Here is a 22,771-nt window from a genome sequence, read left to right on the forward strand (position 1 = left end):
AGCATGCGTTGAAGCGGAGCGTGCAAGCAAGCGCGTACGTCGGGTCGTGCCACCGTTCGACGCGACGCACGCGCGCTGTCGATGCCGCCGCTTACTGGCTGACCTCGAGCGACCACAAGCCGTACTTCTTCACTTCGTCCGAGTCGATATTCGACTTGTCGATCAGAAGCGTCGGCCATGCGTAGTTCGCCGGCACGTCCTTCTTCGCGATGTAATCGGAAATGAAGCTCAACGATTTCGCCGCCATCTGGATCGGGTTCTGCGAGATCGTCGCGTCCTGCTTGCCGGCGCGAATTGCGGAAAGCGCCTGAGCGGTGCCGTCCGCACCGATCACCATGATGTGCTGCTTGTCGCCGAGCGGCTTGTAGCGGCCCGCGTTGTCGATCGCCTTTTCCGCACCGACCGTGTTGTCGTCGTTGGCGCCGAACACCGCGTCGATCTGCGGGAACTTCTGCAGGATGTTGGTCATTGCGTTCAACGATTTCTCCTGATCGAAACCGCCCTCCTGACGCGCGACGACCTTGATGTCCGGGTACTTCGCGATCTCGTCGCTAAAGCCCTTTTCGCGGTCCGTGGCGGCCGTCGTGCCGACGAGACCGATCAGGTCGACCACGTTGCCCTTGGGCGATCCATAGCGCGCTTTGAGCTGATCGGCGATCCACTTCGCCGCGGTCTGGCCCAGCGCGACGTTATCCGACGCGACGAACGACGTGACCTTGCCGCCATCGGAGCCGCGATCGAGCGTGAAGACCGGCACGCCCATCTGGTTCGCCTTCTGCACCGCGGGGATGATCGCCTTGGAATCGATCGGGTTCAGCACGAGCGCGGTGACGCCCTGGCTCAACAGGTTGATCGCATCGTTGACCTGTTGCTGCGCGTCGCCGTTTGCGTTCGTTTGCACGAGTTCGAAACCCTCGGCTTTCGCGCCTTTCTCGACACCGAGTTTGAGGCCGACGAAGAACGCATTGTTCAGCGTCGAGACCGAGAAGCCGACCTTCGTCTTGCCGCCGTTCTCGCCGCCGCCCGACGCAGTCGCGGCCGGTGCCGCGCTTGCCGCGGCGGGCGCGCTTGCGCTCGTATCGCTTGCCGCGTTGCTGCCCGACGACGATTCGTTTTTCGAACAGCCGCTCAGCACGGCGGCCGTGCACAGCAGCACGGCGGCGGCCGACGGGCCGAATGAGGTCCAGCGATCGAATCTTCCTGCGTTCCAGGCCATGAGTGTCTCCATTGTTCAAGTTGTATGCGCCGTGTCCGATGCATCCGGTCTGGCGTTGGGTCAAACAGAACTGCGGCAAACAGAACTGCGATGCGAAAAACCGGTCCCGACGCGTGTCGTGCAGTGCACGTCAGGGCCTGTCGCTGCCGCTTGCGCGGCGCAAACCATAGTTGCTGAACTTCTTCACCACCTCGGCGATTTCGTCGTCGGACAACACCGGCGGCGGGCCAAGCTGACTCGCGAGCAGATACTGCGTCGCAAGCACTTCCACTTCGTTCGCGAGCCACAGCGCCTTTGCGAGATCGCGGCCCAGCGCGATCACGCCGTGATGCGCGAGCAGACAGGCGGTGCGGTCTTTCAGCGCTTCGAGCGCATGGTCGGACAGCGCCTGACTGCCGAACGTCGCATACGGCGCACAGCGGATCGAATTGCCGCCGGCGGCCGCCACCATGTAGTGATGCGCGCGGATGTCCCGGCCGTGTATCGCGATCGCCGTGGCCGCGCTCGAATGCGTGTGCACGACCGCGCCGACATCGCTGCGTGCGCGCAGGATGTCGCGGTGAAAACGCCATTCGGTCGACGGACGGCTCTGGGCGAAGACCGGCGCGTCGGCCTGGACATCGAATGGCAGCCACACGATCGCATCGGCGCTCAGTGCGCTTGCGGGCACGCCGCTCGGCGTGATCAGCAGGCCTTCGTCGAAACGCGCGCTGACATTGCCGGACGTGCCCTGATTGATGCCGAGACGCTCCATTTCGCGAGCCGTGCGGACGATTTCGTCGCGCAGCGCGGCTTCGTGTGCGCCTTGCGCAACGTGTGCGCTCCGTGCACCCGAATCGTTCGTGCCCGCGCGCGTGCCGCGCGTGCCGCTCATGCCGCCGCTCCACCGAACAGCGCCGCGAGATTCGCATCGAACGGTGTCTGGACGATGCCGCGTTCGGTGATATAGCCGGTTACGAGATCATGCGGCGTCACATCGAACGCAGGATTGCGGACCTTGATTCCCGCAGGCGCGATCGGCGTGCCGCCCAGATGCGTGACCTCGCTATCGCGGCGCTCTTCGATGACGATGCCGCGGCCGGTCGGCGTCTCCAAATCGAGCGTCGACGACGGGCAGGCGACATAGAACGGCACGTTGAAATAGCGCGCCGCAATTGCGACGCTCAGCGTGCCGATCTTGTTCGCGAAGTCGCCGTTCGCGGCCACGCGGTCCGCGCCGACGATCACGACGTCGATCAATCGTTGCGCCATCAACGATGCGGCCATGCTGTCCGTGATCAATGTAACGTCGACGCCGGCCTGCTGCAGTTCATATGCGGTTAAACGCGCGCCTTGAAGCAGCGGCCGCGTTTCGTCCGCGTAGACGCGAAACGCGATGCCTTCGCGCTGTGCCGTATAGATCGGCGCGGTTGCAGTGCCCAGTCCGGTCGTGGCAAGCGCGCCCGCGTTGCAATGCGTGAGCACGCCGCTGCCTGCGGTAATGAGCGGCAAGCCATGCTGGCCGATACCTTCGCAAAGTGCTTCGTCCTCGCGATGGATGCGCGTCGCTTCATCGACTAGCGCGCGATAGAGCGAGGGGGTATCGGCGACGCGCGCGCGATCCGCTGCGCGCAGCATGCGTTTCAGGCTCCAACTAAGGTTGACCGCGGTTGGACGTGCGCTGTCGAGATACGCGGCCTGTTCTTTCAATACGGCGCGAAACGCCTCAAGCGTCAAATGCCGTGCGCGCTGCACCGCGACGCACAAGCCATAGGCCGCCGCGACGCCGATCGCGGGCGCGCCGCGCACGCGCAATTCGTGAATCGCACGCCAGACATCCTGTGCGGTGCCTAGCGTCTCGACCACCGTCTCATTCGGCAAACGGGTTTGATCGAGAATCCGCAGACTATCGTTGTCCCACGCGAGCGTGGCCGGCAGATTCTGGAAAAGCGACGGCGAAACCATGCATGCTCCTATTCGTAGTGCGTCGCCTGAATTTCGCGCGCTAGCGCGACGACGTCGTCGATCGATGCAATCGAATGCCGGTCGACGAGCAGCCGCTCCGCGCATCGCAGCGCGCGCACTTCGACCGTTGCGCGCAATGCATCGTCGGCGATGCTCGTGACGTCCGCAACCTTCGCCATGCCGACGATGCGCCGGACCATCTTGCAGCCCGCAAAGCCGAGCGATGCGGCGAAAAGCCGCTGCATGAAGCGCGCGCGAAATGCTTGCGCGCATGCGCCGCTGCGATCGTCGCCAATGAAATGGCTTTTGCGGCGGCTTTCGTGCTCGCGCCACAGCGCGGCGAACTGCGTGGCAAAACCGCTCCAGATTTGCGTGGCCTGCTCGAGCAACCAGTCGCGATACGCGGGTTCCGCGCTCGTTTTTGCGTTTGCTTTCGCATGTCCATCGTGCCAATCGCGCGAGAAATAGGCGAGCAGCAAATTCGCGAGCACCGCGCCGACATCGAAGCCCATCGGTCCGTAGAACGCGAACTCGGGGTCGATCACGTAGGTCTCGTCCTGATTGACCATGATCGAGCCCGTATGCAAGTCGCCATGCAGCAGCGTTTCGGCGTCGTTCATGAACGACCACTTCATTTCACCGACCGCGACGCGCAATGCGGGCGATTTCCAGAGCCGCTCGATTTCGGCGCGCGGAAACGCGGCGCTGTAGACATTCGACGCGTGGTCCTCGAACGGATAGGTGAAGACGAGGTCTTCGGTGATCTTGCACAGCTCGCTGTTGATCGCGGCGCTCACGGCCTGCTTTTTCACATCCGGCGCGAGATAGAGATCGGAGCCGAAAAACAGCGTATGCGCGAGATAGGTGGACAGATGACCGGCAAGCTTCGGATAGACGATGCCGTCCATCAGTCCTTGACGCAGAATGCGATGCGACGACAGCCGCTGCATCACCATCAGGAAGCGCTCGTTGTCCGCGTGATAGACGCGCGGCACATGCTGCGGACACAGCGCGCCGAAGCGCCGCAGCGCGGCGACTTCGCGCTCCATGCGATGCCGCGTCAGCGGCCAGGTCTTGCCGACGAGACGCAGAAACGGCGGCGCCTGCTTGACGACCACGCTTTTCTCGGGCGTCTTCGCATTGCTCGCGAAGTAGACGTAGTTCAGATTGCCGTCGCCGACTTCGGCAATGTCGAGTTGGCCGGGCTCGTTCAGCAGCGCATAGACTGAAGGTACGCTGCATAGATAAGCCGATAGTTCGTCACAACTCATTGCCTCAAATTCCATGGACTGTCTCCTCCACGGTTGAACCGCAATGCCCGGTTCGTTCTCTGGCGCTTTTGCGCCAGGCGTTAGTGTCCGCGTGTTATCGCTTCTTGCGAACCAGGTCGAACTTGAAGATGCTCGTGTTGTAGTAGTCGTTGCTATAGCAAAGCGGCTCGCCGCTCTGATCGAAATCGACCTCGTCCAGCAGCAGAAACAGACCGAAGCCATCGCCGAGTTCGGGCAGATCGCGCGGCGTCAGGATGGTCGGCTGGATCGACGTATGCGTGTGCGACAGACGGCGGCCCGTGCGCGCGAACATCGCAAACAGCGACTCGCCGAGATCGCTGCCGGCCGCATCGAAAACGGCCTTCGGCACCGTGTCGATGCAGTAGGCGGCAATCGCGTCATCGGCACAGCGTACGCGTTCGATGCGCACGCAGTCGTCGCCGACGTTGATTTGAAGCTTGCCCGCGAGGCTTTCCGACGCCTTGATCTGCTCGATCTGAATCCGGCACGTGGACGGCACTGCACCGACGCTGCGGATCATGTCGGTTACAGACATCAGATCATCGAGGCCGCCTTGCAGTCTGAGCGAAATTTGTCTGATGAAGGTGCCGCGTCCCTGCACTCTCGACAGCAGGCCATGCGAAATCATCTGCGCGACCGCTTCCCGAAGGCTTGACCGTCCGACCCCCAACAGCTCGCAAAGCTCCATTTCAGTGGGGATCTGGTCGCCCGGCTTCAACGATCGCTCGCGGATCATCGCCATCAGCGATTCCTGGATCTTCTCGCTCATCGAGTGTTCGACGGACAGGCGCATAGGGGCAAGGGAGTCGGCTAACGGACCGAATATACATCAGATGTCTGATGTTTCCGTGGGTGTTTACCCGTGTTCAGACGACCATCAGAGCGCGTACGCCTGATGCGCGATGCGATTGCTGCGCACGCACATCGCCGCCTATGCTTGAGCTTTTAAGGATTTTTGCTTGGATTGCTTTGAGCGCTGGCTGAACCTGCGCAATGACCTTAGGGAGTTCTGGATGCTGCAAGCGCTTCACCATCTGCACGTGCGGGCGCGCACGCGCGGACTCGTCGACATAACGAAGCAGATCAGGGAGTTCGTCGCGGAACAGTCGATTGAAGTCGGGTTGCTGACGATTTTCTGCCGGCATACCTCGGCGTCGCTGCTGATTCAGGAGAACGCGGACCCATCGGTGCAACGCGATATCGAGCGATACTTCGCGACGATCGCGCCCGAAGATGCGCATCGCTACGAACACGATACGGAAGGACTCGACGACATGCCCGCGCATCTGCGCACGGCGTTGACGCAGGTGCACTTGTCCGTGCCGGTCGAAGAGGGTCGCCTCGTGCTTGGCACGTGGCAAGGGATCTATCTGTTCGAGCACCGGCGTGAGCCGTCGACGCGCGACATCGTGCTGCACCTGCTTGGGACCTGACTGGCGGTCCGTCAGCGGACCATCAGTCTTCGAGACGCTTGAGCTCTTCGTGAGCCATGCGCTCGAGTTCTTTTAGCGTGAAGTCGTTGACGTTCATGCTGGCTTGAAAATGAACCTGCACCTTCGCCGACTCCCCTGCCGGATTCTGCAGAACCACGAAGACGGTATTCGGATGGACGGTGCGATCGATTGTGACCGTTGTAATTCTGAGCGTCATTCGCTGCTCCCCGGTTTTGACGTTGTTTTAGCTTACCCGAAGCCTGGGCATGACGAAACCCGTAAGCTTGCCTCGACATCGTAAGCTTCGGTGGTGCGTCAATTTGTCTCCTCCGGTCATGTCGCGATTTCATATCGTCACGACAGGCTGCCGCCTCTATTACGGCACAAACGGCGATTATCGATCAGTGAAGTTCGCACGGCAGTTGGGTAGATGCAACCTGCGCTGTATGCCAATCGTCAATCGACGCGACTGCGTTGCGTTCGACGATGCTCATCGCCATCAGCACGTCGATTTTCAGCTTCGGGAAGGTTACGTCGACGCCTGGAATGCGCGCCTGACGTGTGCGTTCTTCAATGCCCTCAATCGTGGCCTCGCAATGCCATTGCGTGCCGGACGGGTCGGGCGCCATATCGACAGTTACCCGAAAGCCGCGGTGATTGAATGCCATAAATCCTCCAGATTCCTAACAAACTGCACGCGAGCTCGCCGCGAGATGCGGAGAGGCCGCGACTATACATCTGGCGAAGAAGTCGTTCAGCGACATGGGCGCTTTCAGGAACTCGCGCAAGCGTGTGTGTCTTACAGCAGATTGACGGAAAGCTGAACGGATATACTTGCGCTGCTTTTCGCGTCTCGCGACACCTGTCCCACCTGAAGCAGGCGGTCACGATGATTCCCTCCGTTCGATACGGGCTGGCATTTTTCGTCAACGTGGTGTTGCCGACGGCGGCGTATCGCCTCGCCTTTGCGCACGTCGGCCTGCCCGGCGCGTTGCTCGTCTCTTCCGTTCCGCTATTCGTGTGGATCGGGATCGATCTTTTGCGTTATCGGCACTTCGATGCGCTGAGTGCGCTCGTGCTCGCGAGCATCGCGATGTCAATGCTGATCTTCGCATCCGATGCTGCCGATGCATTGCGCGCGGCGCGTGAGCCTCTGGTGAGCGGCATCGTCGGTGTGCTTTTTCTGCTTTCGCTTCTTCTGCGGCGGCCGCTCGTTTTCTATCTCGCGCGCTCGACGCTATCGCGCGAGCGCCAGGGGCGCGAGTCTGAATTCGACGCGATGTGGCTGAGCCGGCCCGCGCTCGCGAGATCGATCCGGTTGATGACGGCCGTTTGGGGCATCGGCCTCGTTTGTGAAAACGCGATGCGGTTATGGATGGTCTTGTCGTTTGACACCGACGACGCGCATCGTGTCTCGACTTACGTCGGCTATGCGGTGTATGCGGCGTTGACGGTGTGGACGATTGTTTATCGGCATGGGGTGATCAAAAGGCAGTGAGGCCTTGCTGCGTTGTTCGGTCTTGTCTTTGTCTAGCTCCCCGCTAATTCGCTCGCTCCAGCCTTGTGGACGTAGGCTCGATCGGCGGCCATGCGCTTGCATGATTTCCAGTCGCTTGCTGCTAGGCGCGAATGGGCCGGCTTTTCCAGAATGCTGCGTTCTTGCCGTCAAATGCCTGTGTGGTCGCGCTCAATCGTGCCGCACTTGCCCAACGGGCGGAGCATAAAACACAGCGTAAAATTCACCAGCGATCCGACGCGCAGCGCAGTCGCGCGTTAATCACTAGCCGAGAGCTCATAACGGGCCGACCTCGTCTCCGAGCCCGGCTTCGCCGTCGGTCACGATCCCGGCATAGACGCCGCAGAACACATGGCCGAAATGCTTTGCCAGCGCTTGAGGAATGCCAAGGTCACGCTCTGCTGTAACCGGATTGACGTTCGTCGCAGCGCAGCGTCGCGTCTGCCGGACGATTCGTGCAGTCGCACTGCCGATCTTCACGTTGCGGTCGAGCCAGTCGAGCTCGCTCCAGGGCACCCCGTTGTCGAAATACAGATTCGCCCTGAAACGCAGCGGATCGAGCTCGACACCCATTGCGCGGCCCAGGTCGCGCAATGTAGCGAGATTGATAAGCGAGATGGCATTCATCAGCGCTGGCGAATACACGCTGACATCGGTGAACCGGATACCGTCCGCGCTGACCAGTTCCGGACGCCCGGGCAACGATATGCCGTCAAGCACGCGCAGCATCAGATCGCTGAATCGTTCACGGTCGGACGCGTTGCCAAGGTCGAACCGCTGTGTCCGACCGTCCCGTTCCCGAACCTGCAACGTCCCGTCGCTATCGCGCCAGGACGTCGACAGCGCTGCAAGCCGCTCATATTTGACGAGCGCCAGATAGTCGGTCTTGGGACGCGGAACGAAGCCGGCCGCATCGAATACCCACTCGCCATTTGCGATCGCGTAGCGTCGGTCGGACGGGAAACCCTGCCCGGCACTCAAGGACACACTCGACAGCATCTCGGCCGACAAGCCCTTGACCGGATAACGGCACAGCAAGCTCACGTGTTCCATAACCATCCTCAGGAGTCTCTTCTCTGCACGGCGCGGCAAGCCGAAGCCGGCCGCGTCGTTCAGATCGCGATCAGTAACCGTTCTTCTTCAGAAAATCGAGCATCAGGCTCGCGATTTCGTCGACCTGTTCGTCGAATGCGAAATGCCCGGCGTCGAGTAGATGGATCTCCGCATTGGGCAAATCCCGCGCGTAAGCTTCGGCCCCTGGCGCGATGAACGACGGGTCGTTCTTCCCCCACACCACCAGGGTCGGCGGTTTGTGCGCACGCAGCCAGGCCTGCCACGCCGGATAGGACGCGACGTTCGTCCGGTAGTCATAGAGCAGCGCGCCCTGAATCTCGCGCTGCCCCGGACGGGACAGGTGCGCGTATTCGTCGGTCCACGTGTCGGGATCGTAGCGCTCAGGATGCGATGTCCCGGCCGTGTGACGCTGTTCCGTTGCAGCAAATGAAATGAACGTATCCAGCACTTCGGGATGCGCGTTCGGATCGGCCCAGTATTGGGCGATGCCGGTCCATTTCGCGCCCAGCCCCTCGCGATAAGCATTGGCGTTCTGAATAATCAGCGTCTGTACCCGCTCGGGATGCTGGGCCATGATCCGGAAGCCGACCGGTCCGCCGTAATCGTGCAGATACAGGCTGTAGCGACGCACCCCGAGCTGATCGAGCAGTTCGCTGGTCGTCTGCGCCAGGTGATCGAATGTGTATGCGTACGCTTCCGCAGACGGGGCATCGCTCTGACCGAAGCCCGGAAAATCCGGAGCGATCAGGTGATAGCGCGTCGCCAATAGCGGGATCAGCGAATCGAATTCGCGTGACGAAGACGGAAAGCCGTGCAGTAGCACGATCGTCGGCGCGTCCGTGGGACCGGCCTCGCGATAGAAAATCCGTATGTTGTCGACGGTGGCACGATGATAGGAAGTCGTGCTCGAAATCGACGCCAGCGGTTCCGCCTGCACGGCGAAGCTGGCGGTCAGCGCGACCACCGCAGCCAAAAGAGTGTGTGTTTTCATCTTCAGGTTCTACCGGGTTGAAAAGCGCTGTTTGTACTGCCTACGGCTTGCCGGCGGACAATGCCGGCAAGCTTCTTCGTATTCTGCGTTCCGGGAAGATTCCCGGCGCCCCTCAGAACTGCGTCAGCCCGCCGTCGACCACCAGTTCGACGCCCGTCGTGTACGACGAATCGTCGCTGGCCAGGAACAGCGCGCTCCTGGAGATTTCCATCGACTCGCCGAAGCGCTGCAGCGGCACCTTGGCCTGAATGGCTGCCGCCGTTGCGGCGAGTTGTTCATCGGTGAGCCCGAGCTTGCCGTAGAACGGCGTCGTAATCGCACCCGGGCTCACGGCATTCACGCGAATGCCGCGCGGTGCCAGTTCCGCCCCCAGCGTGCGGACCAGCGACCGGACCGCTGCCTTGGTCGCGGCCAGCAGCGACAGGCCCGGCAGGCCGACGGTGTCGAGAAACGACGTCGTCGCCACCACGCTGCCGCCCTTCGGCATGAGGGGCACGGACTTCTGGATCGTCAGGAACAGGCCGGTGAAATTCAGCGAAAAATGCTCGTCGATCAGTTCCGCGGTGACGGCCTCGAGCGGTGCCACCTTGCCGGCCCCTGCATTGGCGAACACGACGTCGATACGACCGAATCTGGCGCGTACCGCTTCAACGGCACGTTCGATATCGACCGGCTTGCGCAGGTCGGCGGACAGCAACAGCACATCGCCGCCGATTTCCTTTCCGGCCGCGGCGAGACGCTCGGCATTGGAGCCGAGCACGACGACCGAGGCACCTTCCGCGCGAAACAGCTTCGCGGTTTCCAGACCGATGCCCGATGTGCCGCCGGTGATCAGCGCAACCTTGTTCTTCAGTTTCACTTTTCTTCCTTTACTCATGTATCAAAGAGGAATACGAACATTCACACATGGACTGTCCCGGCAAAAAGCGGTTACCCATGTAAATCTCCACACCGTCGAGTCCGGCTTCCCCCCATCCGGGCTGCGTGCCGGTACTCGTCGATGAACGGGCATCGACAGATCCGCATCATGCCGCGCGGCGCTTCGATGTTGAATCCACTAGAATCGATTTTCATTTCCTCAAAAAATGGACAAGTGACGTGGATCGACTCGAAGCCATGACGATGCTGCTCGCCGCGATCGAGAAAGGCAGCTTCTCGGCCGCCGCGCGCGAAATGAACGTGCCGGTGCCGACGCTCACGCGCAGGGTCACCGATCTCGAAGAACAACTGGGCACGCGCCTGCTCACGCGCACGACACGCAAGTTGGCGCTGACGGATGCGGGCGTGGCCTATGCGGCCACGGCCCGGCAGATTCTGGATCTGGTCGCCGAACAGGAACGCGAGGCAACAGGAGAATTCACGGTCCCGCGCGGAGCGCTCACGATCGCGACGCCGGTGCTGCTCGGGCGGCTTTATGTGCTGCCGCAGATCCTGGACTTTCTGGTTGAATTTCCCGAGATCGACGTCACGCTGACGCAGTCGAATCGAAATGTCGACCTGGTTGAAGCACACATCGACGTGGCCGTGCGTATCGGCAGGCTGCCCGACAGCAGCCTGATCGCGACGCGCATCGGTGCATTTCGTCCGGTCGTATGTGCAAGCCCGGCTTTGCTGGCGAAGCGAGGCGTTCCTCATGCGCCCGCCGACCTGGCGGATATGCCCTGTGTCGTATTCAACGGCCCCATGCTGTCGCCGGACTGGAACTTTCGATGTCCGGACACTGGGCGGCTCGTCACCGTTCCCATTTCGCCGCGACTGCAGGTCTCGTCGCCCGACGCCGCAGTCGACGCGGCGATTCGCGGTCTCGGGTTCACGCAACTCCTGCACTATCACGTTGCCGAGGCCATCGACGCCGGCAAGCTCGAGATCGTGCTGGATTCCTTCGAACTTGATCCGGTGCCGATCCAGATGGTCCACGTTTCCCGCAACTTGATGCCGTTGAAATTGCGGCGTTTTCTCGACTTCGTGACGCCACGACTGCGAGAATCTCTTTCGCGGTTCGCCAGGCAGACTCAAGCCGCACAGATGCATCTCACCGCAAGCGGCAGCGCACCGGCCGATTCGACTTATTGACCCCGTGTCGCCGCCCACGAGCCAACGAAACTCGATTTGTCGACTGGATGGCGTACCCGGCATCACTGCGCTCCTCTGGTGAACACCGGGGCAGCCGTGCAGGGCCGCCCCGTCCGAGAATCAAGCCACTGCCCCCGATGTGAAGCCGGCATCGATCTCGACCCGCGACAGATGCGCCACCGTGTTGGCAAGCGTCTTGCCCGCCACGGCCATCGCAATGGCGACTGCCGCGCGACGATCGAGGCCGGCGGCCGTCAGCGCATTGACATCGCTGTCGGAGACCTGCGTGCGCTTCGAGGCAATCGCCGTTGCAAAGCGGCGCACGGCTTCCAGCTTCGGATCGGCAAACTCGCCGCCATGACGCAGCGTGTCGACGACAACGCCGCTTGCACCGAGCTTGCCGGCCAGCGTCGCATGCACCGCCACGCCGTAGTCGGCCGCGTTCGCTCGGCTGGCCGCGGCCATCGCAACCTGCTGCGCGATCGGATCGAGCGAGGTCGTGCCGAGCGCCTGCAGCCAGGCCAGATAGGCGCCGAGCACCGCCGGCTCCACGCCCAGCGCATAGCCGAGGTTCGGCACGAAATCGAACACGCCGCGCATTGCCTCGAGGATCGGCCGCGCTTGCGCCGGAGCGTTCGCTTCGTTCAGCGCGCCGAACAACGCTTCGCCTTGCGCAGCGTCCAACGTACGCGCAAGGAAGGCGCGGATGATGCCGGCCACTTCGTCGAGATGCGTTTCGAGCGGGAAATGCCCGCCGTCTACGAAACGCACTTCGGCGTCGGGCAGATCGCGGCGGAACGCTTCGGCGCCGGCCGGCAGGAAGAACGGATCGTTCTTGCCCCACACGGCCAGCATCGGCGGACGATGCGTGCGGAAATATTCGTGAAAGCGCGGATACATCGCGACATTCGTCCGGTAGTCGCCGAACAGGTCGAGCTGGATCTCGTCGCTGCCGGCGCGGTCGAGGAAATGCTGGTCGAGCGTATAGCTTTCCGGCGCGATCAGCGTGGTATCCGGCTCGCCGTGCTGGTACTGGAACTGCGTGGTCCCGACCGCAAGCATGGCGCGCAGCTGCGTGCGATTGGCTTCGGACGGATCGTTCCAGTACGCGCGGATCGGATTCCAGCCATCGCTGAGACCTTCCTCATAGGCATTGCCGTTTTGCGAGATCAACGCAGACACGCGCTCCGGCCGCGAGGCAGCCAGACGGAAGCCGACCGGCGCGCCGTAATCGAACACATAGATCGCATAGCGAGTCAGGCCGATCGCGTCGGTGAAGCTTTCGATCACTTCGGCGAGATGGTCGAACGTGTAGCCGAAAGCCTTCGCATCGGGCGCATCGGAGAAACCGAAGCCGGGCAGATCCGGCGCGATCACGCGGTACTTGTCGGACAGCCGCGCAATCAGGCCACGGTACTGGTGGCTCGAGGTCGGGAAGCCATGCAGCAGCAGGACGGCGGGCGCGTCCTCCGGGCCGGCCTCGCGATAGAACAGATTGAGCGCGAGGCCCGTACGCCGGTCGGCGACGGAGACGGTTTGATAGGTGGGAAGCACGGACATCGAAATCTCCTGGATCGAGGGAACAGGCTAAAGCCGGACAAACTGAACCGAACGATCGGTACAGTATTAATAAACTATCGATCCGTCAAGCGTTGATTTCCGAGCATTCATTCCGTAAACTTTGGACTGTACCGAATGATCCGTCCAATCTAAGCACGCCATGTCCACTACGCAAACCGCAAAAGACGAAATTGTCGATCGATTGTTTGCCGTATTCCGCGATCGCGGTTTCGAGGGCGCGTCACTGGGCGACCTGTCGCGCGCGACCGGGCTCGGCAAGTCGAGCCTTTACCACCACTTCCCCGAGGGCAAGGAACAGATGGCGAAGGCTGTGCTCGAGCGTGCCACGGCCGCGATCGATAGCGAGATCCTGGGCGTCGCACAAGCCACTGGCTCGCTCAAGACACGCATCCGCAAAATCGTGGCGACGTTCGATCAGATGTACGCCGGTGGCCGCACGCCGTGCGTACTCGGCCGGCTATCGAGCGCCGACATCGGCGCCGGGGCTCGACAAGATCTGGGGCAAGCACTTGCGCACTGGATCGGAGCGATCGAAATACTGGCGCGCGAGAGCGGCCTGTCGCCGCTCAAGGCGCGGCATTTTGCGGAGGATTGGGTTGCGCGCGTGCAGGGAGCATTGGTTCTGCAAGCGGCGACGGGTGAAATCGGACCGTACAGGCGTGCCATGAACGCGTTGCTCGATCTATCGAAAGACAGCGCATCCCGGGCACCGGACTAACGCATTGTCCAACGCATCGATCCGGCTGCACGGCAGTTCAAAGCGGCATCGGATTCGCACTCGCCGAATCGTACCTGTCGGCAGGTTTCAACGTCGTCGGCAACGGGCGTTCGCAGGAACGTCTGCAGGACGCAGCAGCAAAACTCGGCAATCCCGACAGCTTCCTCGCGGTGGCGGGGGACATCGCCGTCGCCGGCACGTCGCAGCGCCTTTTCAGCGAAGCGATCGGCCGCTTCGGCAAAGCCGAGATTCTCGTGAACAACGCGGGCGTCTTCATCGCCAAGCCGACCACGAGTTATACGACCGACGACTTCGACAAGCTGATCGACACGAATTTGCGCGGTTTTTTCTATCCGACGCAGGCGGCAGCGACCCACATGATCGGGAACGGCGGTGGGCACATCGTCAACGTCACGGCCGTGGTCGGCATTCAACCGAACGCCAACGTGCCCGCGACCTTGTCGGCACTCGTGAAAGGCGGAATCAACAGGTCAAGGCGTCATCGGCAACGGCCGGATTTCGAGGACAAGTCCATCCCAAATAAAAAAGGCTCCGCACTGGCGGAGCCTTCCATATTTATTCCTTGGCGGAGAGACGGGGATTCGAACCCCGGATAGGCTATTAACCTATACACGCTTTCCAGGCGTGCGACTTAAACCACTCATCCATCTCTCCGGCGGGGACGCGCATTATAGCAAACTCCCGGGCGCTCGCCCATATCCCGAACGGCCGCCCGCAAACGGCGGACGAACCGCCGCCAGACACCCGCGCATCACCCGGGAATAGCCCCCTCAAGGGTGCCGGATATAGTCCACCAACGCCCGCGTATAAGCATCCGGTTTCCGGTCAACCAGACTCACCACGATCGCCACCACAAACCCCGCCGGCACGCCGAACACGCCCGAGCTGATCGGCTCGATCCCAAACCACCGCGGTCCGGCAAAGCCCGTCATCTGCGTGAAGTACGGGTACGTCGACACGATGTAATAGACGCACACCGCGAGCCCCGCCACCATCCCGGCCACGGCGCCCAGACGCGTCGTCCGCTTCCAGAACACGCCGAGCACGAGCACAGGAAACAGACTCGACGCCGCCAGCGAAAATGCCGCGCCGACCAGAAACAGAATGTTCCCCGTGTTCAACGACGCGACGTACGACGCAAACAATGCCACGCCCAGCAGCAGGATCTTCGAGATCGTCACGCGCCGCTGACTCGATGCTTGCGGATCGACCATGTGATAGTAGACATCGTGCGACAGCGCATTCGCGATCGTCAGCAACAAACCGTCCGCCGTCGAAAGCGCCGCGGCGAGCGCACCCGCCGCAATCAACCCCGACATCACATACGGCAGTCCCGCAATCTCCGGCGCGGCCAGCACGACCATATCGGGCTGCATGCGGATCTCGCTCCAACGCACGATGCCGTCGCCATTCAGGTCCGCAATACTGATCAGATATGGCTCGACCTTGCGCCACTGCATCACCCATTGCGGCAAGTCCGAAAAGCGCCCGCCGACCAGATTCGTCAAGATCTCGTACTTGATCAGCACCGCAAGCACCGGCACAGTCAAATAGAACAGCGCGACAAAAAACAGCGTCCACCCCACCGAGCGACGCGCGGACGCGACCGACGTCGTCGTGTTATAGCGCGTCAGAATATGCGGCAGGCTCGCCGTTCCCAACGAAAGGCACAGCAGCAGCGAAAGAAAATTACGCTTGTGCACGCGTCGTTCTTCTTCGCCTTCATCGGGAAACGGCTCATGCATCGGCACGGGCGGCGCGGCCAACGCCAGCAGTTCATCGCGTTGCTGCGTCCATACGACCCGCGCCGCCGCCGGGTCGCGCGGAAACCGCGCCAGCGTGCGTTCGAGTTCGGCGATTTCGCGCAGCGGCCCGTTGTGTCGGCGCAGCTCCTCGAGCCGTTGCGTCAGCGCATTCTTCCCGTCGACGAACGATTGCGGCAACGCGTCGATCTCCGTCTGTATCTGGGCCGCGTGCCGCCGGTACACCTCGCGCACGGCCTGCTCCTGCGGCGCGCTGCGCACGTCGCGCTCGAGCGCTTCGACCCGCTCCATCACGCGCCCATAGTTGAACTGCGGCACCCAGCCGAGTCCGTCCTTGTGCGCGATCATCGAAATCGGAATCAGGATCGCGGCGATCAGAATGATGTATTGCGCAACCTGCGTCCATGTCACCGCGCGCATCCCGCCCAGAAACGAGCACACGAGTATGCCCGCCAGTCCGCAGAAAATGCCGATCGCGAAATCGACGCCGATAAAGCGCGTCGCGATCAAGCCGACACCCTGAATCTGCGCGACCAGATACACGAATGAACAGAGAATCGCCGCGAGTGCCGCAAGTGCGCGCACCGCGTTGCTCGAAAACCGTGTGCCGAGAAAATCGGGAATCGTATAGCGCGCGAGTTTGCGCACATACGGCGCGAGCAGAAACGCGACGAGGCAGTAACCGCCCGTCCAGCCCATCATGTACGCAAGTCCATCGTAGCCGGTCGCGTAGAGCGAACCCGCAAGGCCGATAAACGATGCCGCGGAAAGCCAGTCGGCCGCGGTCGCCATGCCGTTGAACGCCGACGGCACGCGCCGCCCCGCCACGTAGTATTCGACGAGATCCGACGTGCGCGACAGCAAACCGATCACCGCATAGACAGCGATCGGCACGAACAGGAACACATAGCCGACCCACATGCCGGGCCCGTTCGCCGCTTCGATGCGCCACGCAATATAGATAAAAAGCAGAAAGCCGAGCGTATAGATCGAATACGAGCGGATCAGCCGATGCGCGAGCTTCATCGGTTCGCTTGCCGCGCGGCGGCATCCGCTTCGAATGCACGCTGCAATGCGCGATCGGCGAATTGCATCGAGACGATATAGACGACGATCAACGCCAGGTAGACGAGAATCGCCCCCTGCGCGCCGACATAGAACGGCAAGCTGAACCCGAAGAGCCGCACACCCGCCAACCCTCGCGAGGCGGCCGGCACAATGAACGATACGACGAAGCCGATTACCATCAGCGTCGCGATCAGCATCAGATTGAAGCGCCAGTAACGCCGATGCGCAAGCGCCATCGCGTCTGAAACCGGCGGCGGCTCAGGCGGTGGATTGATTGTTTGTCGGTTCGAAGCGTGTGGCGCGGCCATGCGCCTATTTAACAAAAAGCCGTTGCGCACGCAATCAGGATTGTCCGCGCAACGGCCTTTCGTACCACTGCAATACGACTGTCGTGGTATTGCTGTATTGCTTTCTGAAGCGCTTCGCCTGCTTCAGGCGCGCTTCACTTCAGCGCGACTCGCCCAACTGATCGAGAATCGCCGGGTTCTCGAGCGTCGACACATCCTGCGTAATCTCCTCGCCCTTCGCGAGCGAGCGCAGCAGACGCCGCATGATCTTGCCCGAGCGCGTTTTCGGCAGGTTGTCGCCGAAACGGATGTCCTTCGGCTTCGCAATCGGCCCGATTTCCTTGCCGACCCAGTTGCGCAGGTCGTTGGCGATCTGCTTCGCTTCATCGCCTTCCGGACGCGAGCGCTTCAGCACCACGAACGCGCATACCGCTTCGCCCGTCGTTTCGTCGGGGCGGCCAACCACGGCCGCTTCCGCCACGAGCGGGTTCGCGACCAGCGCCGATTCGATCTCCATCGTGCCGAGCCGGTGACCCGACACGTTCAGCACGTCGTCGATGCGGCCCATGATCGTGAAGTAGCCGGTTTCCTTGTCGCGGATACTGCCGTCGCCGGCGAGATACAGCTTGCCGCCCAGCTCTTCCGGGAAGTAGCTCTTCCTGAAGCGCTCGGCGTCGCCCCAGATCGTGCGGATCATCGACGGCCACGGACGCTTCACGACCAGAATGCCGCCCTGGCCGTTCGGCACGTCCTGGCCCGTTTCGTCGACGACAGCGGCCATGATGCCCGGCAGCGGCAACGTGCACGAACCCGGCACGAGCGGCGTCGCGCCCGGCACCGGCGTGATCATATGGCCGCCGGTTTCGGTCTGCCACCACGTATCGACGATCGGACAGCGCGCGCCGCCGACCTGCTCGTAGTACCACATCCACGCTTCGGGATTGATCGGTTCGCCGACCGTGCCGAGCACGCGCAGCGACGACAGATCGTAGCTCTTCGGATGCACCTTCGGGTCCGCGTCGGCCATCTTGATCAGCGAACGGATCGCCGTCGGCGCCGTGTAGAACAGCGTGACCTTGTGCTTCGCGATCATGTCCCAGAAGCGGCCCGCGTTCGGATAGGTCGGCACGCCTTCGAACACGACTTGCGTCGCGCCGAGCGTGAGCGGCCCGTAAGCGATATAGCTGTGGCCGGTGACCCAGCCGATGTCGGCCGTGCACCAGAACACGTCGGTCGGCTTCCAGTCGAACGCCCATTTAATGGTTTGCGCGGCCCACAGCAGATAGCCGCCGGTGCTGTGCTGCACGCCCTTCGGCTTGCCCGTCGAACCCGACGTGTAGAGGATGAAAAGCGGATGCTCGGCGCCGACCCATTCCGGCGCGCACTGATCGCTTTCGCCTTGCGTGATTTCATGCATCCACAGGTCGCGGCCTTCGTTCCAGGCGACCTTGCCGCCCGTGCGGCGATAGACGATCACGTTCTTCACCGCGTCGCAGCCGCCCATCGCGAGCGCTTCGTCGGCGATGCTCTTGAGCGGCAGCGCCTTGCCGCCGCGCATCTGCTCGTCGGCGGTCACCAGCGCTGTAGCGCCGACGTCGACGAGGCGCTCGTTCAGCGATTTCGACGAGAAGCCGCCGAACACGACCGAATGCGTCGCGCCGATGCGCGCGCACGCCTGCATCGCAACGATGCCTTCGATCGACATCGGCATATAGATGACGACGCGATCACCTTTCCTGATGCCGCGCTTTTTCAGCGCATTGGCGAAGCGCGACACGCGCTGCAGCATGTCGGTGTACGTGACACGCGTCACGGTGCCGTCGTCGGCTTCGAAGATCACGGCGACGCGCTCGCCGTTGCCTGCCTCGACATGACGATCGAGGCTGTTGTACGACGCATTGAGCTCGCCATCGTCGTACCACTTGTAGAACGGCGCGTTCGATTCGTCGAGCACCTTCGTGAACGGCTTGTGCCAACTGAGCGTTTCGCGCGCCAGTCGCGCCCAGAAACCTTCGTAATCGCGTTCCGCTTCGGCGACGAGCGCCCGGTAAGCGTCCATGCCGGATATCGCGGCCGCTTTCATCGTTTCGGCGGACGGCGGGAATACGCGGCGTTCCTGAAGAACGGATTCAATCGCTGACATCGACTACCCCTTGGTGAAGATGAAACGTAAAATCTGTGCCGGCGTGCCTCGGCACGCCGTATGACGCCAATTCGCGCGTAGCGCATACGAACGCGGCGCCTGTCTCCTTACCCTTGTGCACAACGAAGTCGCGTGACGATCCGCGCGGTTCGGCACGATGTGAAGCAAACACGCGTGCGGCAGCGCAACATGGCGCCCGCATCGGCCGGCGCGTGCATAAGTTCAGATGAGTGCGCATCGCGTACAGGTCATATACGACCTTGCCGACCCGTTACCGTGCCAAATTAAGCGCCGCAACTTACCGTGCACTTACGCGGCCCTGCACATTCGGGTCATCCCCTACTCGCCGCGTTGCACGGTGATGCTCCACTGCTGCAATGCTAACTGAACTGACCATTTTTCTTCCAGCGAAGCGGCAACGGGCACACATATCGACGCCATTATCCGCAGCGGCGCGGCGCCGGCGGGTGTCGCGGTACAATGTCGCGCCGCGCGCACGTCCGAAACCGAACCGACCCGGCGCAGCCCCCAGCCGGCACGACCGGCGCCCTCTTCCGCGATCCTGACCGCCTATGTCCGCCTCGAACTTCGATCCCGGCCGCCACTCGTCCCGCCGTCGCATGCGCCCGCTGCCCTCCATCATCTTCATGAGCCGCTGGCTGCAGGTGCCGCTGTATCTGGGCCTCATCGTCGCGCAAGCAGTTTATGTGGTGCTTTTCCTCAAGGAAGTCTGGCACCTCGTCACGTCGGCGATGAAGCTCGACGAAACGAGCACGATGCTCGTCGTATTGAGCCTGATCGACGTGGTGATGATCTCGAATCTGCTGATCATGGTGATCGTCGGCGGCTACGAAACGTTCGTGTCGCGTCTGGGCGTAGAAGGCCATCCCGACGAGCCCGAATGGCTCGACCATGTGAACGCCGGCGTGCTGAAGGTCAAACTTTCGATGGCGCTGATCAGCATCTCGTCGATCCATCTGTTAAAGACCTTTATCGATCCCGACCAGCGCAGCGAACACGCGATCCTGTGGCAGGTGCTCATCCATCTCGCGTTCCTGCTGTCGGCGGTCGTGATGGCACTCGTCGACCGACTGACGACGCATACGCATCCCGAGCACTTTCACGAGCCCGCGCCGCGCAAACCAAAGGCGCCCGACGCCACCGATTTCTCCTCCCCTGAAGGCGCATGAGTGATAGCGCATTCGCGATCACGACAAAAAACGCCAATGTCCCCACTGAGCTAGCCATGACCGTTATCAAACAGGAAGATCTGATTCAGAGCATCGCCGATTCGCTGCAATACATCAGCTATTACCACCCGCAGGACTATATCGAGGCGCTCGGCCGTGCTTACGAGCTCGAAGAAAGCCCCGCGGCGAAAGATGCGATCGCGCAGATCCTGACCAACAGCCGCATGTGCGCCGAAGGCCACCGGCCGATCTGCCAGGACACCGGTATCGTCACCGTGTTCGTGAAAGTAGGCATGGACGTGCGCTGGGACGGCGCCACGATGAGCGTCACCGACATGATCAACGAAGGCGTGCGCCGCGGCTATATGCATCCCGACAACGTGCTGCGCGCGTCGATCGTGAGCCCGCCCGAAGGCGCGCGCAAGAACACGAAAGACAACACGCCGGCGGTGATTCACTACGAGATCGTGCCCGGCGACAAGATCGACGTGCAGGTTGCGGCAAAGGGCGGCGGCTCCGAAAACAAGTCGAAGTTCGCGATGCTCAATCCGTCCGATTCGATCGTCGACTGGGTGCTCAAGACCGTGCCGACGATGGGCGCGGGCTGGTGCCCGCCGGGCATGCTCGGCATCGGCATCGGCGGCACGGCCGAGAAGGCGATGCTGATGGCCAAGGAATCGCTGATGGATTCGATCGACATTCAGGACGTCATCGCGCGCGGCCCGCAAGACTGGATCGAAGAACTGCGCGTCGAACTGCACGAGAAAGTGAACGCGCTCGGTATCGGCGCGCAAGGTCTCGGCGGCCTGGCCACGGTGCTCGACGTGAAGATCATGGCCGCGCCGACGCATGCGGCGAGCAAGCCGATCGCGATCATCCCGAACTGCGCGGCCACGCGTCACGCACATTTCACGCTCGACGGCTCCGGCGTCGCGAAGCTCGAACCGCCGTCGCTCGATGCATGGCCGAAAGTGCAATGGACCGCGAACACCGAAACGAGCAAGCGCGTCGATCTGAACACGCTCACGCCCGCAGAAGTCGCGAGCTGGAAGCCGGGCCAGACCTTGCTGTTGAGCGGCAAGATGTTGACGGGCCGCGACGCCGCGCACAAGCGCATCGCCGACATGCTGGCCGCGGGCGAGAAGCTGCCGGTCGATTTCACGAATCGCGTGATTTATTACGTTGGCCCCGTCGATCCGGTACGCGATGAAGCGGTCGGCCCGGCGGGCCCCACCACGTCGACGCGCATGGACAAGTTCACCGAGACGATGCTGGCGCAGACGGGCCTGATCTCGATGATCGGCAAGGCCGAGCGCGGTCCCGTCGCGATCGAGTCGATCCGCAAGCACAAGGCCGCGTACCTGATGGCCGTGGGCGGCGCCGCCTATCTCGTCTCGAAGGCGATTCGCAGCGCGAAGGTGCTCGCATTCGAAGACCTCGGCATGGAAGCGATCTACGAGTTCGATGTGATGGATATGCCGGTGACCGTCGCCGTCGACTCGAACGGCACGTCAGTCCATCAGACCGGGCCGAAGGAATGGCAGGCGAAGATCGGCAAGATTCCGGTCGCGACCGCCTGAACACCGTTGGCGGCCTGAGCGGTCTGCACCGCTTTGAAGAAGCAAAGCCGGGGCGTCAGGTCCCGGCTTTTTTATCTTTCAGAGCAGTCTTGTCAATCGGGCGCGAAGCCAATTCGCGCAAACGATTCTCATCAACCACATCTGTTCTTGGCATTTTCGAACTGCGCGTTTATTGTTGTGGAAAATCAAATCTGCCCGGTCTCCAAGAGGAAATACCATCATGCAAGGCGACAAGAAGGTCATTGAATATCTGAACGCCCAGTTGAAGAACGAACTGACTGCGATCAACCAGTATTTTCTGCACGCGCGGATGTACAAACATTGGGGCCTCGACAAGCTCGGCAAGCACGAATACGACGAGTCGATCGGCGAAATGAAGCACGCCGATAAACTGATCGAACGTATTTTCATGCTCGATGCGCTGCCCAATCTGCAAGACCTGCACAAGCTGCTCATCGGCGAAGAAACCAAAGAGATTCTCGAGTGCGATCTGAAACTCGAGCAAGGCTCGCAGGCAACGTGCAAGGAAGCGATCGCGCATTGCGAATCGGTACGCGATTTCGTGTCGCGCGAAATTTTCGTGTCGATTCTCGAAGACACCGAAGAACATATCGACTGGCTCGAAACGCAGCTCGACCTGATCGACAAGGTCGGCATTCAGAATTACCAGCAATCGGGCATGGGCGACTCGATGGAGTCGTAAGCACGATGCGGTGATCGATGCTCGCGCGCGGTCGTTGGTTTTCGTTCGGCCGCGCAGTGCACGTGCGATGCGATCTGACGTGATGTCGCATGCGGGTTATGGCTTGTACTGCAGTGCTGTCTGGTTCCACTTTGATACGCTTCTGTCCTGCTTCTATCCTGCTTCTATCCTGTTAAAC

22 protein-coding genes and 1 tRNA gene are annotated in these 22,771 nt (G+C 61.8%); 8 read left to right on the top strand and 15 right to left on the bottom strand.

Annotated elements, in window-relative coordinates; translation table 11 throughout:
• Positions 1-91: 91 nt before the first annotated feature.
• The 5 genes from BTO02_RS13910 to BTO02_RS13930 all read right to left on the bottom strand — a co-directional run bounded on the left by BTO02_RS13910 (position 92) and on the right by BTO02_RS13930 (position 5,221).
• Entirely contained in the window at positions 92-1,216 is a 1,125-nt protein-coding gene (locus BTO02_RS13910) for a sugar ABC transporter substrate-binding protein (RefSeq protein ID WP_075158867.1), read from the bottom strand.
• A gap of 130 nt (positions 1,217-1,346) precedes the next feature.
• Positions 1,347-2,090 (bottom strand): class II aldolase/adducin family protein, encoded by a 744-nt coding sequence (locus BTO02_RS13915; protein ID WP_083615119.1) that lies wholly within the window; start codon positions 2,088-2,090, stop codon positions 1,347-1,349.
• Positions 2,087-3,160 (bottom strand): S-methyl-5-thioribose-1-phosphate isomerase, encoded by a 1,074-nt coding sequence (gene mtnA, locus BTO02_RS13920; protein WP_075157529.1) that lies wholly within the window; start codon positions 3,158-3,160, stop codon positions 2,087-2,089. Before mtnA ends, BTO02_RS13915 begins: the two co-directional genes overlap by 4 nt.
• An 8-nt stretch (positions 3,161-3,168) precedes the next feature.
• On the bottom strand, positions 3,169-4,446 hold the full coding sequence (mtnK, locus tag BTO02_RS13925; RefSeq protein ID WP_075157530.1) for an S-methyl-5-thioribose kinase: 1,278 nt from the start codon (positions 4,444-4,446) through the stop codon (positions 3,169-3,171).
• 79 nt (positions 4,447-4,525) lie between these two features.
• Complete coding sequence (locus BTO02_RS13930; RefSeq protein WP_232243365.1) at positions 4,526-5,221, bottom strand: GntR family transcriptional regulator; 696 nt, start codon at positions 5,219-5,221, stop codon at positions 4,526-4,528.
• Between the two features lie 244 nt (positions 5,222-5,465).
• Here BTO02_RS13930 and BTO02_RS13935 point away from each other — a divergent pair, with 244 nt between their 5' ends.
• Positions 5,466-5,885 (top strand): secondary thiamine-phosphate synthase enzyme YjbQ, encoded by a 420-nt coding sequence (locus BTO02_RS13935; RefSeq protein WP_075157532.1) that lies wholly within the window; start codon positions 5,466-5,468, stop codon positions 5,883-5,885.
• Between the two features lie 22 nt (positions 5,886-5,907).
• Here BTO02_RS13935 and BTO02_RS13940 read toward each other — a convergent pair whose 3' ends face one another.
• Entirely contained in the window at positions 5,908-6,102 is a 195-nt protein-coding gene (locus BTO02_RS13940; protein ID WP_075157533.1) for a hypothetical protein, read from the bottom strand.
• Between the two features lie 184 nt (positions 6,103-6,286).
• Entirely contained in the window at positions 6,287-6,553 is a 267-nt protein-coding gene (locus BTO02_RS13945) for a hypothetical protein (RefSeq protein ID WP_075157534.1), read from the bottom strand.
• A gap of 221 nt (positions 6,554-6,774) precedes the next feature.
• Here BTO02_RS13945 and BTO02_RS13950 point away from each other — a divergent pair, with 221 nt between their 5' ends.
• The gene (locus BTO02_RS13950; protein WP_075157535.1) at positions 6,775-7,383 is read left to right on the top strand and encodes a VC0807 family protein; all 609 of its coding nucleotides are present in this window, start codon (positions 6,775-6,777) and stop codon (positions 7,381-7,383) included.
• A 294-nt stretch (positions 7,384-7,677) separates the two neighbouring features.
• On the opposite strand, the gene BTO02_RS13955 is transcribed toward BTO02_RS13950, so the two are convergent.
• The 3 genes from BTO02_RS13955 to BTO02_RS13965 form a co-directional block, all read right to left on the bottom strand.
• On the bottom strand, positions 7,678-8,439 hold the full coding sequence (locus tag BTO02_RS13955) for an MOSC domain-containing protein (RefSeq protein ID WP_198039146.1): 762 nt from the start codon (positions 8,437-8,439) through the stop codon (positions 7,678-7,680).
• An 85-nt stretch (positions 8,440-8,524) separates the two neighbouring features.
• On the bottom strand, positions 8,525-9,466 hold the full coding sequence (locus BTO02_RS13960; RefSeq protein ID WP_075157537.1) for an alpha/beta fold hydrolase: 942 nt from the start codon (positions 9,464-9,466) through the stop codon (positions 8,525-8,527).
• Positions 9,467-9,578: 112 nt separating this feature from the next.
• Entirely contained in the window at positions 9,579-10,325 is a 747-nt protein-coding gene (locus tag BTO02_RS13965; RefSeq protein WP_075157538.1) for an SDR family oxidoreductase, read from the bottom strand.
• 125 nt (positions 10,326-10,450) lie between these two features.
• On the opposite strand from BTO02_RS13965, the gene BTO02_RS13970 reads away from it, so the two are divergent.
• A complete protein-coding gene (locus BTO02_RS13970; protein ID WP_075157539.1) occupies positions 10,451-11,539 on the top strand; it encodes a LysR family transcriptional regulator in 1,089 nt (362 codons plus the stop codon).
• Between the two features lie 120 nt (positions 11,540-11,659).
• Here the strand turns inward: BTO02_RS13970 and BTO02_RS35515 are convergent, their stop codons facing one another.
• On the bottom strand, positions 11,660-13,099 hold the full coding sequence (locus BTO02_RS35515; protein ID WP_075157540.1) for an alpha/beta fold hydrolase: 1,440 nt from the start codon (positions 13,097-13,099) through the stop codon (positions 11,660-11,662).
• A gap of 160 nt (positions 13,100-13,259) precedes the next feature.
• Here BTO02_RS35515 and BTO02_RS13980 point away from each other — a divergent pair, with 160 nt between their 5' ends.
• Both BTO02_RS13980 and BTO02_RS13985 read left to right on the top strand, forming a co-directional pair.
• Positions 13,260-13,838: a TetR/AcrR family transcriptional regulator gene (locus tag BTO02_RS13980; protein WP_075157541.1), complete on the top strand. Its 579-nt coding sequence runs from the start codon at positions 13,260-13,262 to the stop codon at positions 13,836-13,838.
• Positions 13,820-14,455, top strand: coding sequence for an SDR family NAD(P)-dependent oxidoreductase (locus BTO02_RS13985; protein ID WP_083615120.1), 636 nt, complete (start codon positions 13,820-13,822; stop codon positions 14,453-14,455). The genes BTO02_RS13980 and BTO02_RS13985 overlap by 19 nt, the downstream gene beginning before the upstream one ends.
• On the opposite strand, the gene BTO02_RS13990 is transcribed toward BTO02_RS13985, so the two are convergent.
• From BTO02_RS13990 to acs, 4 genes are all read right to left on the bottom strand, one after another.
• Positions 14,423-14,513 (bottom strand) — tRNA-Ser (locus BTO02_RS13990). The two genes, BTO02_RS13985 and BTO02_RS13990, sit on opposite strands and share 33 nt — an antisense overlap.
• Before the next feature lie 116 nt (positions 14,514-14,629).
• On the bottom strand, positions 14,630-16,648 hold the full coding sequence (locus tag BTO02_RS13995; RefSeq protein ID WP_075157543.1) for a VC_2705 family sodium/solute symporter: 2,019 nt from the start codon (positions 16,646-16,648) through the stop codon (positions 14,630-14,632).
• Complete coding sequence (locus tag BTO02_RS14000; protein WP_075157544.1) at positions 16,645-16,998, bottom strand: DUF4212 domain-containing protein; 354 nt, start codon at positions 16,996-16,998, stop codon at positions 16,645-16,647. The genes BTO02_RS13995 and BTO02_RS14000 overlap by 4 nt, the downstream gene beginning before the upstream one ends.
• 139 nt (positions 16,999-17,137) lie before the next feature.
• The gene (acs, locus tag BTO02_RS14005) at positions 17,138-19,120 is read right to left on the bottom strand and encodes an acetate--CoA ligase (RefSeq protein WP_075157545.1); all 1,983 of its coding nucleotides are present in this window, start codon (positions 19,118-19,120) and stop codon (positions 17,138-17,140) included.
• Between the two features lie 572 nt (positions 19,121-19,692).
• Here acs and BTO02_RS14010 point away from each other — a divergent pair.
• From BTO02_RS14010 to bfr, 3 genes are all read left to right on the top strand, one after another.
• Positions 19,693-20,310 (top strand): TIGR00645 family protein, encoded by a 618-nt coding sequence (locus tag BTO02_RS14010; protein ID WP_075157546.1) that lies wholly within the window; start codon positions 19,693-19,695, stop codon positions 20,308-20,310.
• A 56-nt stretch (positions 20,311-20,366) separates the two neighbouring features.
• Positions 20,367-21,890, top strand: coding sequence for a fumarate hydratase (locus tag BTO02_RS14015; protein ID WP_075157547.1), 1,524 nt, complete (start codon positions 20,367-20,369; stop codon positions 21,888-21,890).
• Between the two features lie 220 nt (positions 21,891-22,110).
• Entirely contained in the window at positions 22,111-22,593 is a 483-nt protein-coding gene (bfr, locus tag BTO02_RS14020) for a bacterioferritin (protein ID WP_075157548.1), read from the top strand.
• Positions 22,594-22,771: the final 178 nt, after the last annotated feature.

It is taken from the genome of Paraburkholderia sp. SOS3 (assembly GCF_001922345.1).
Taxonomy (GTDB): domain Bacteria; phylum Pseudomonadota; class Gammaproteobacteria; order Burkholderiales; family Burkholderiaceae; genus Paraburkholderia.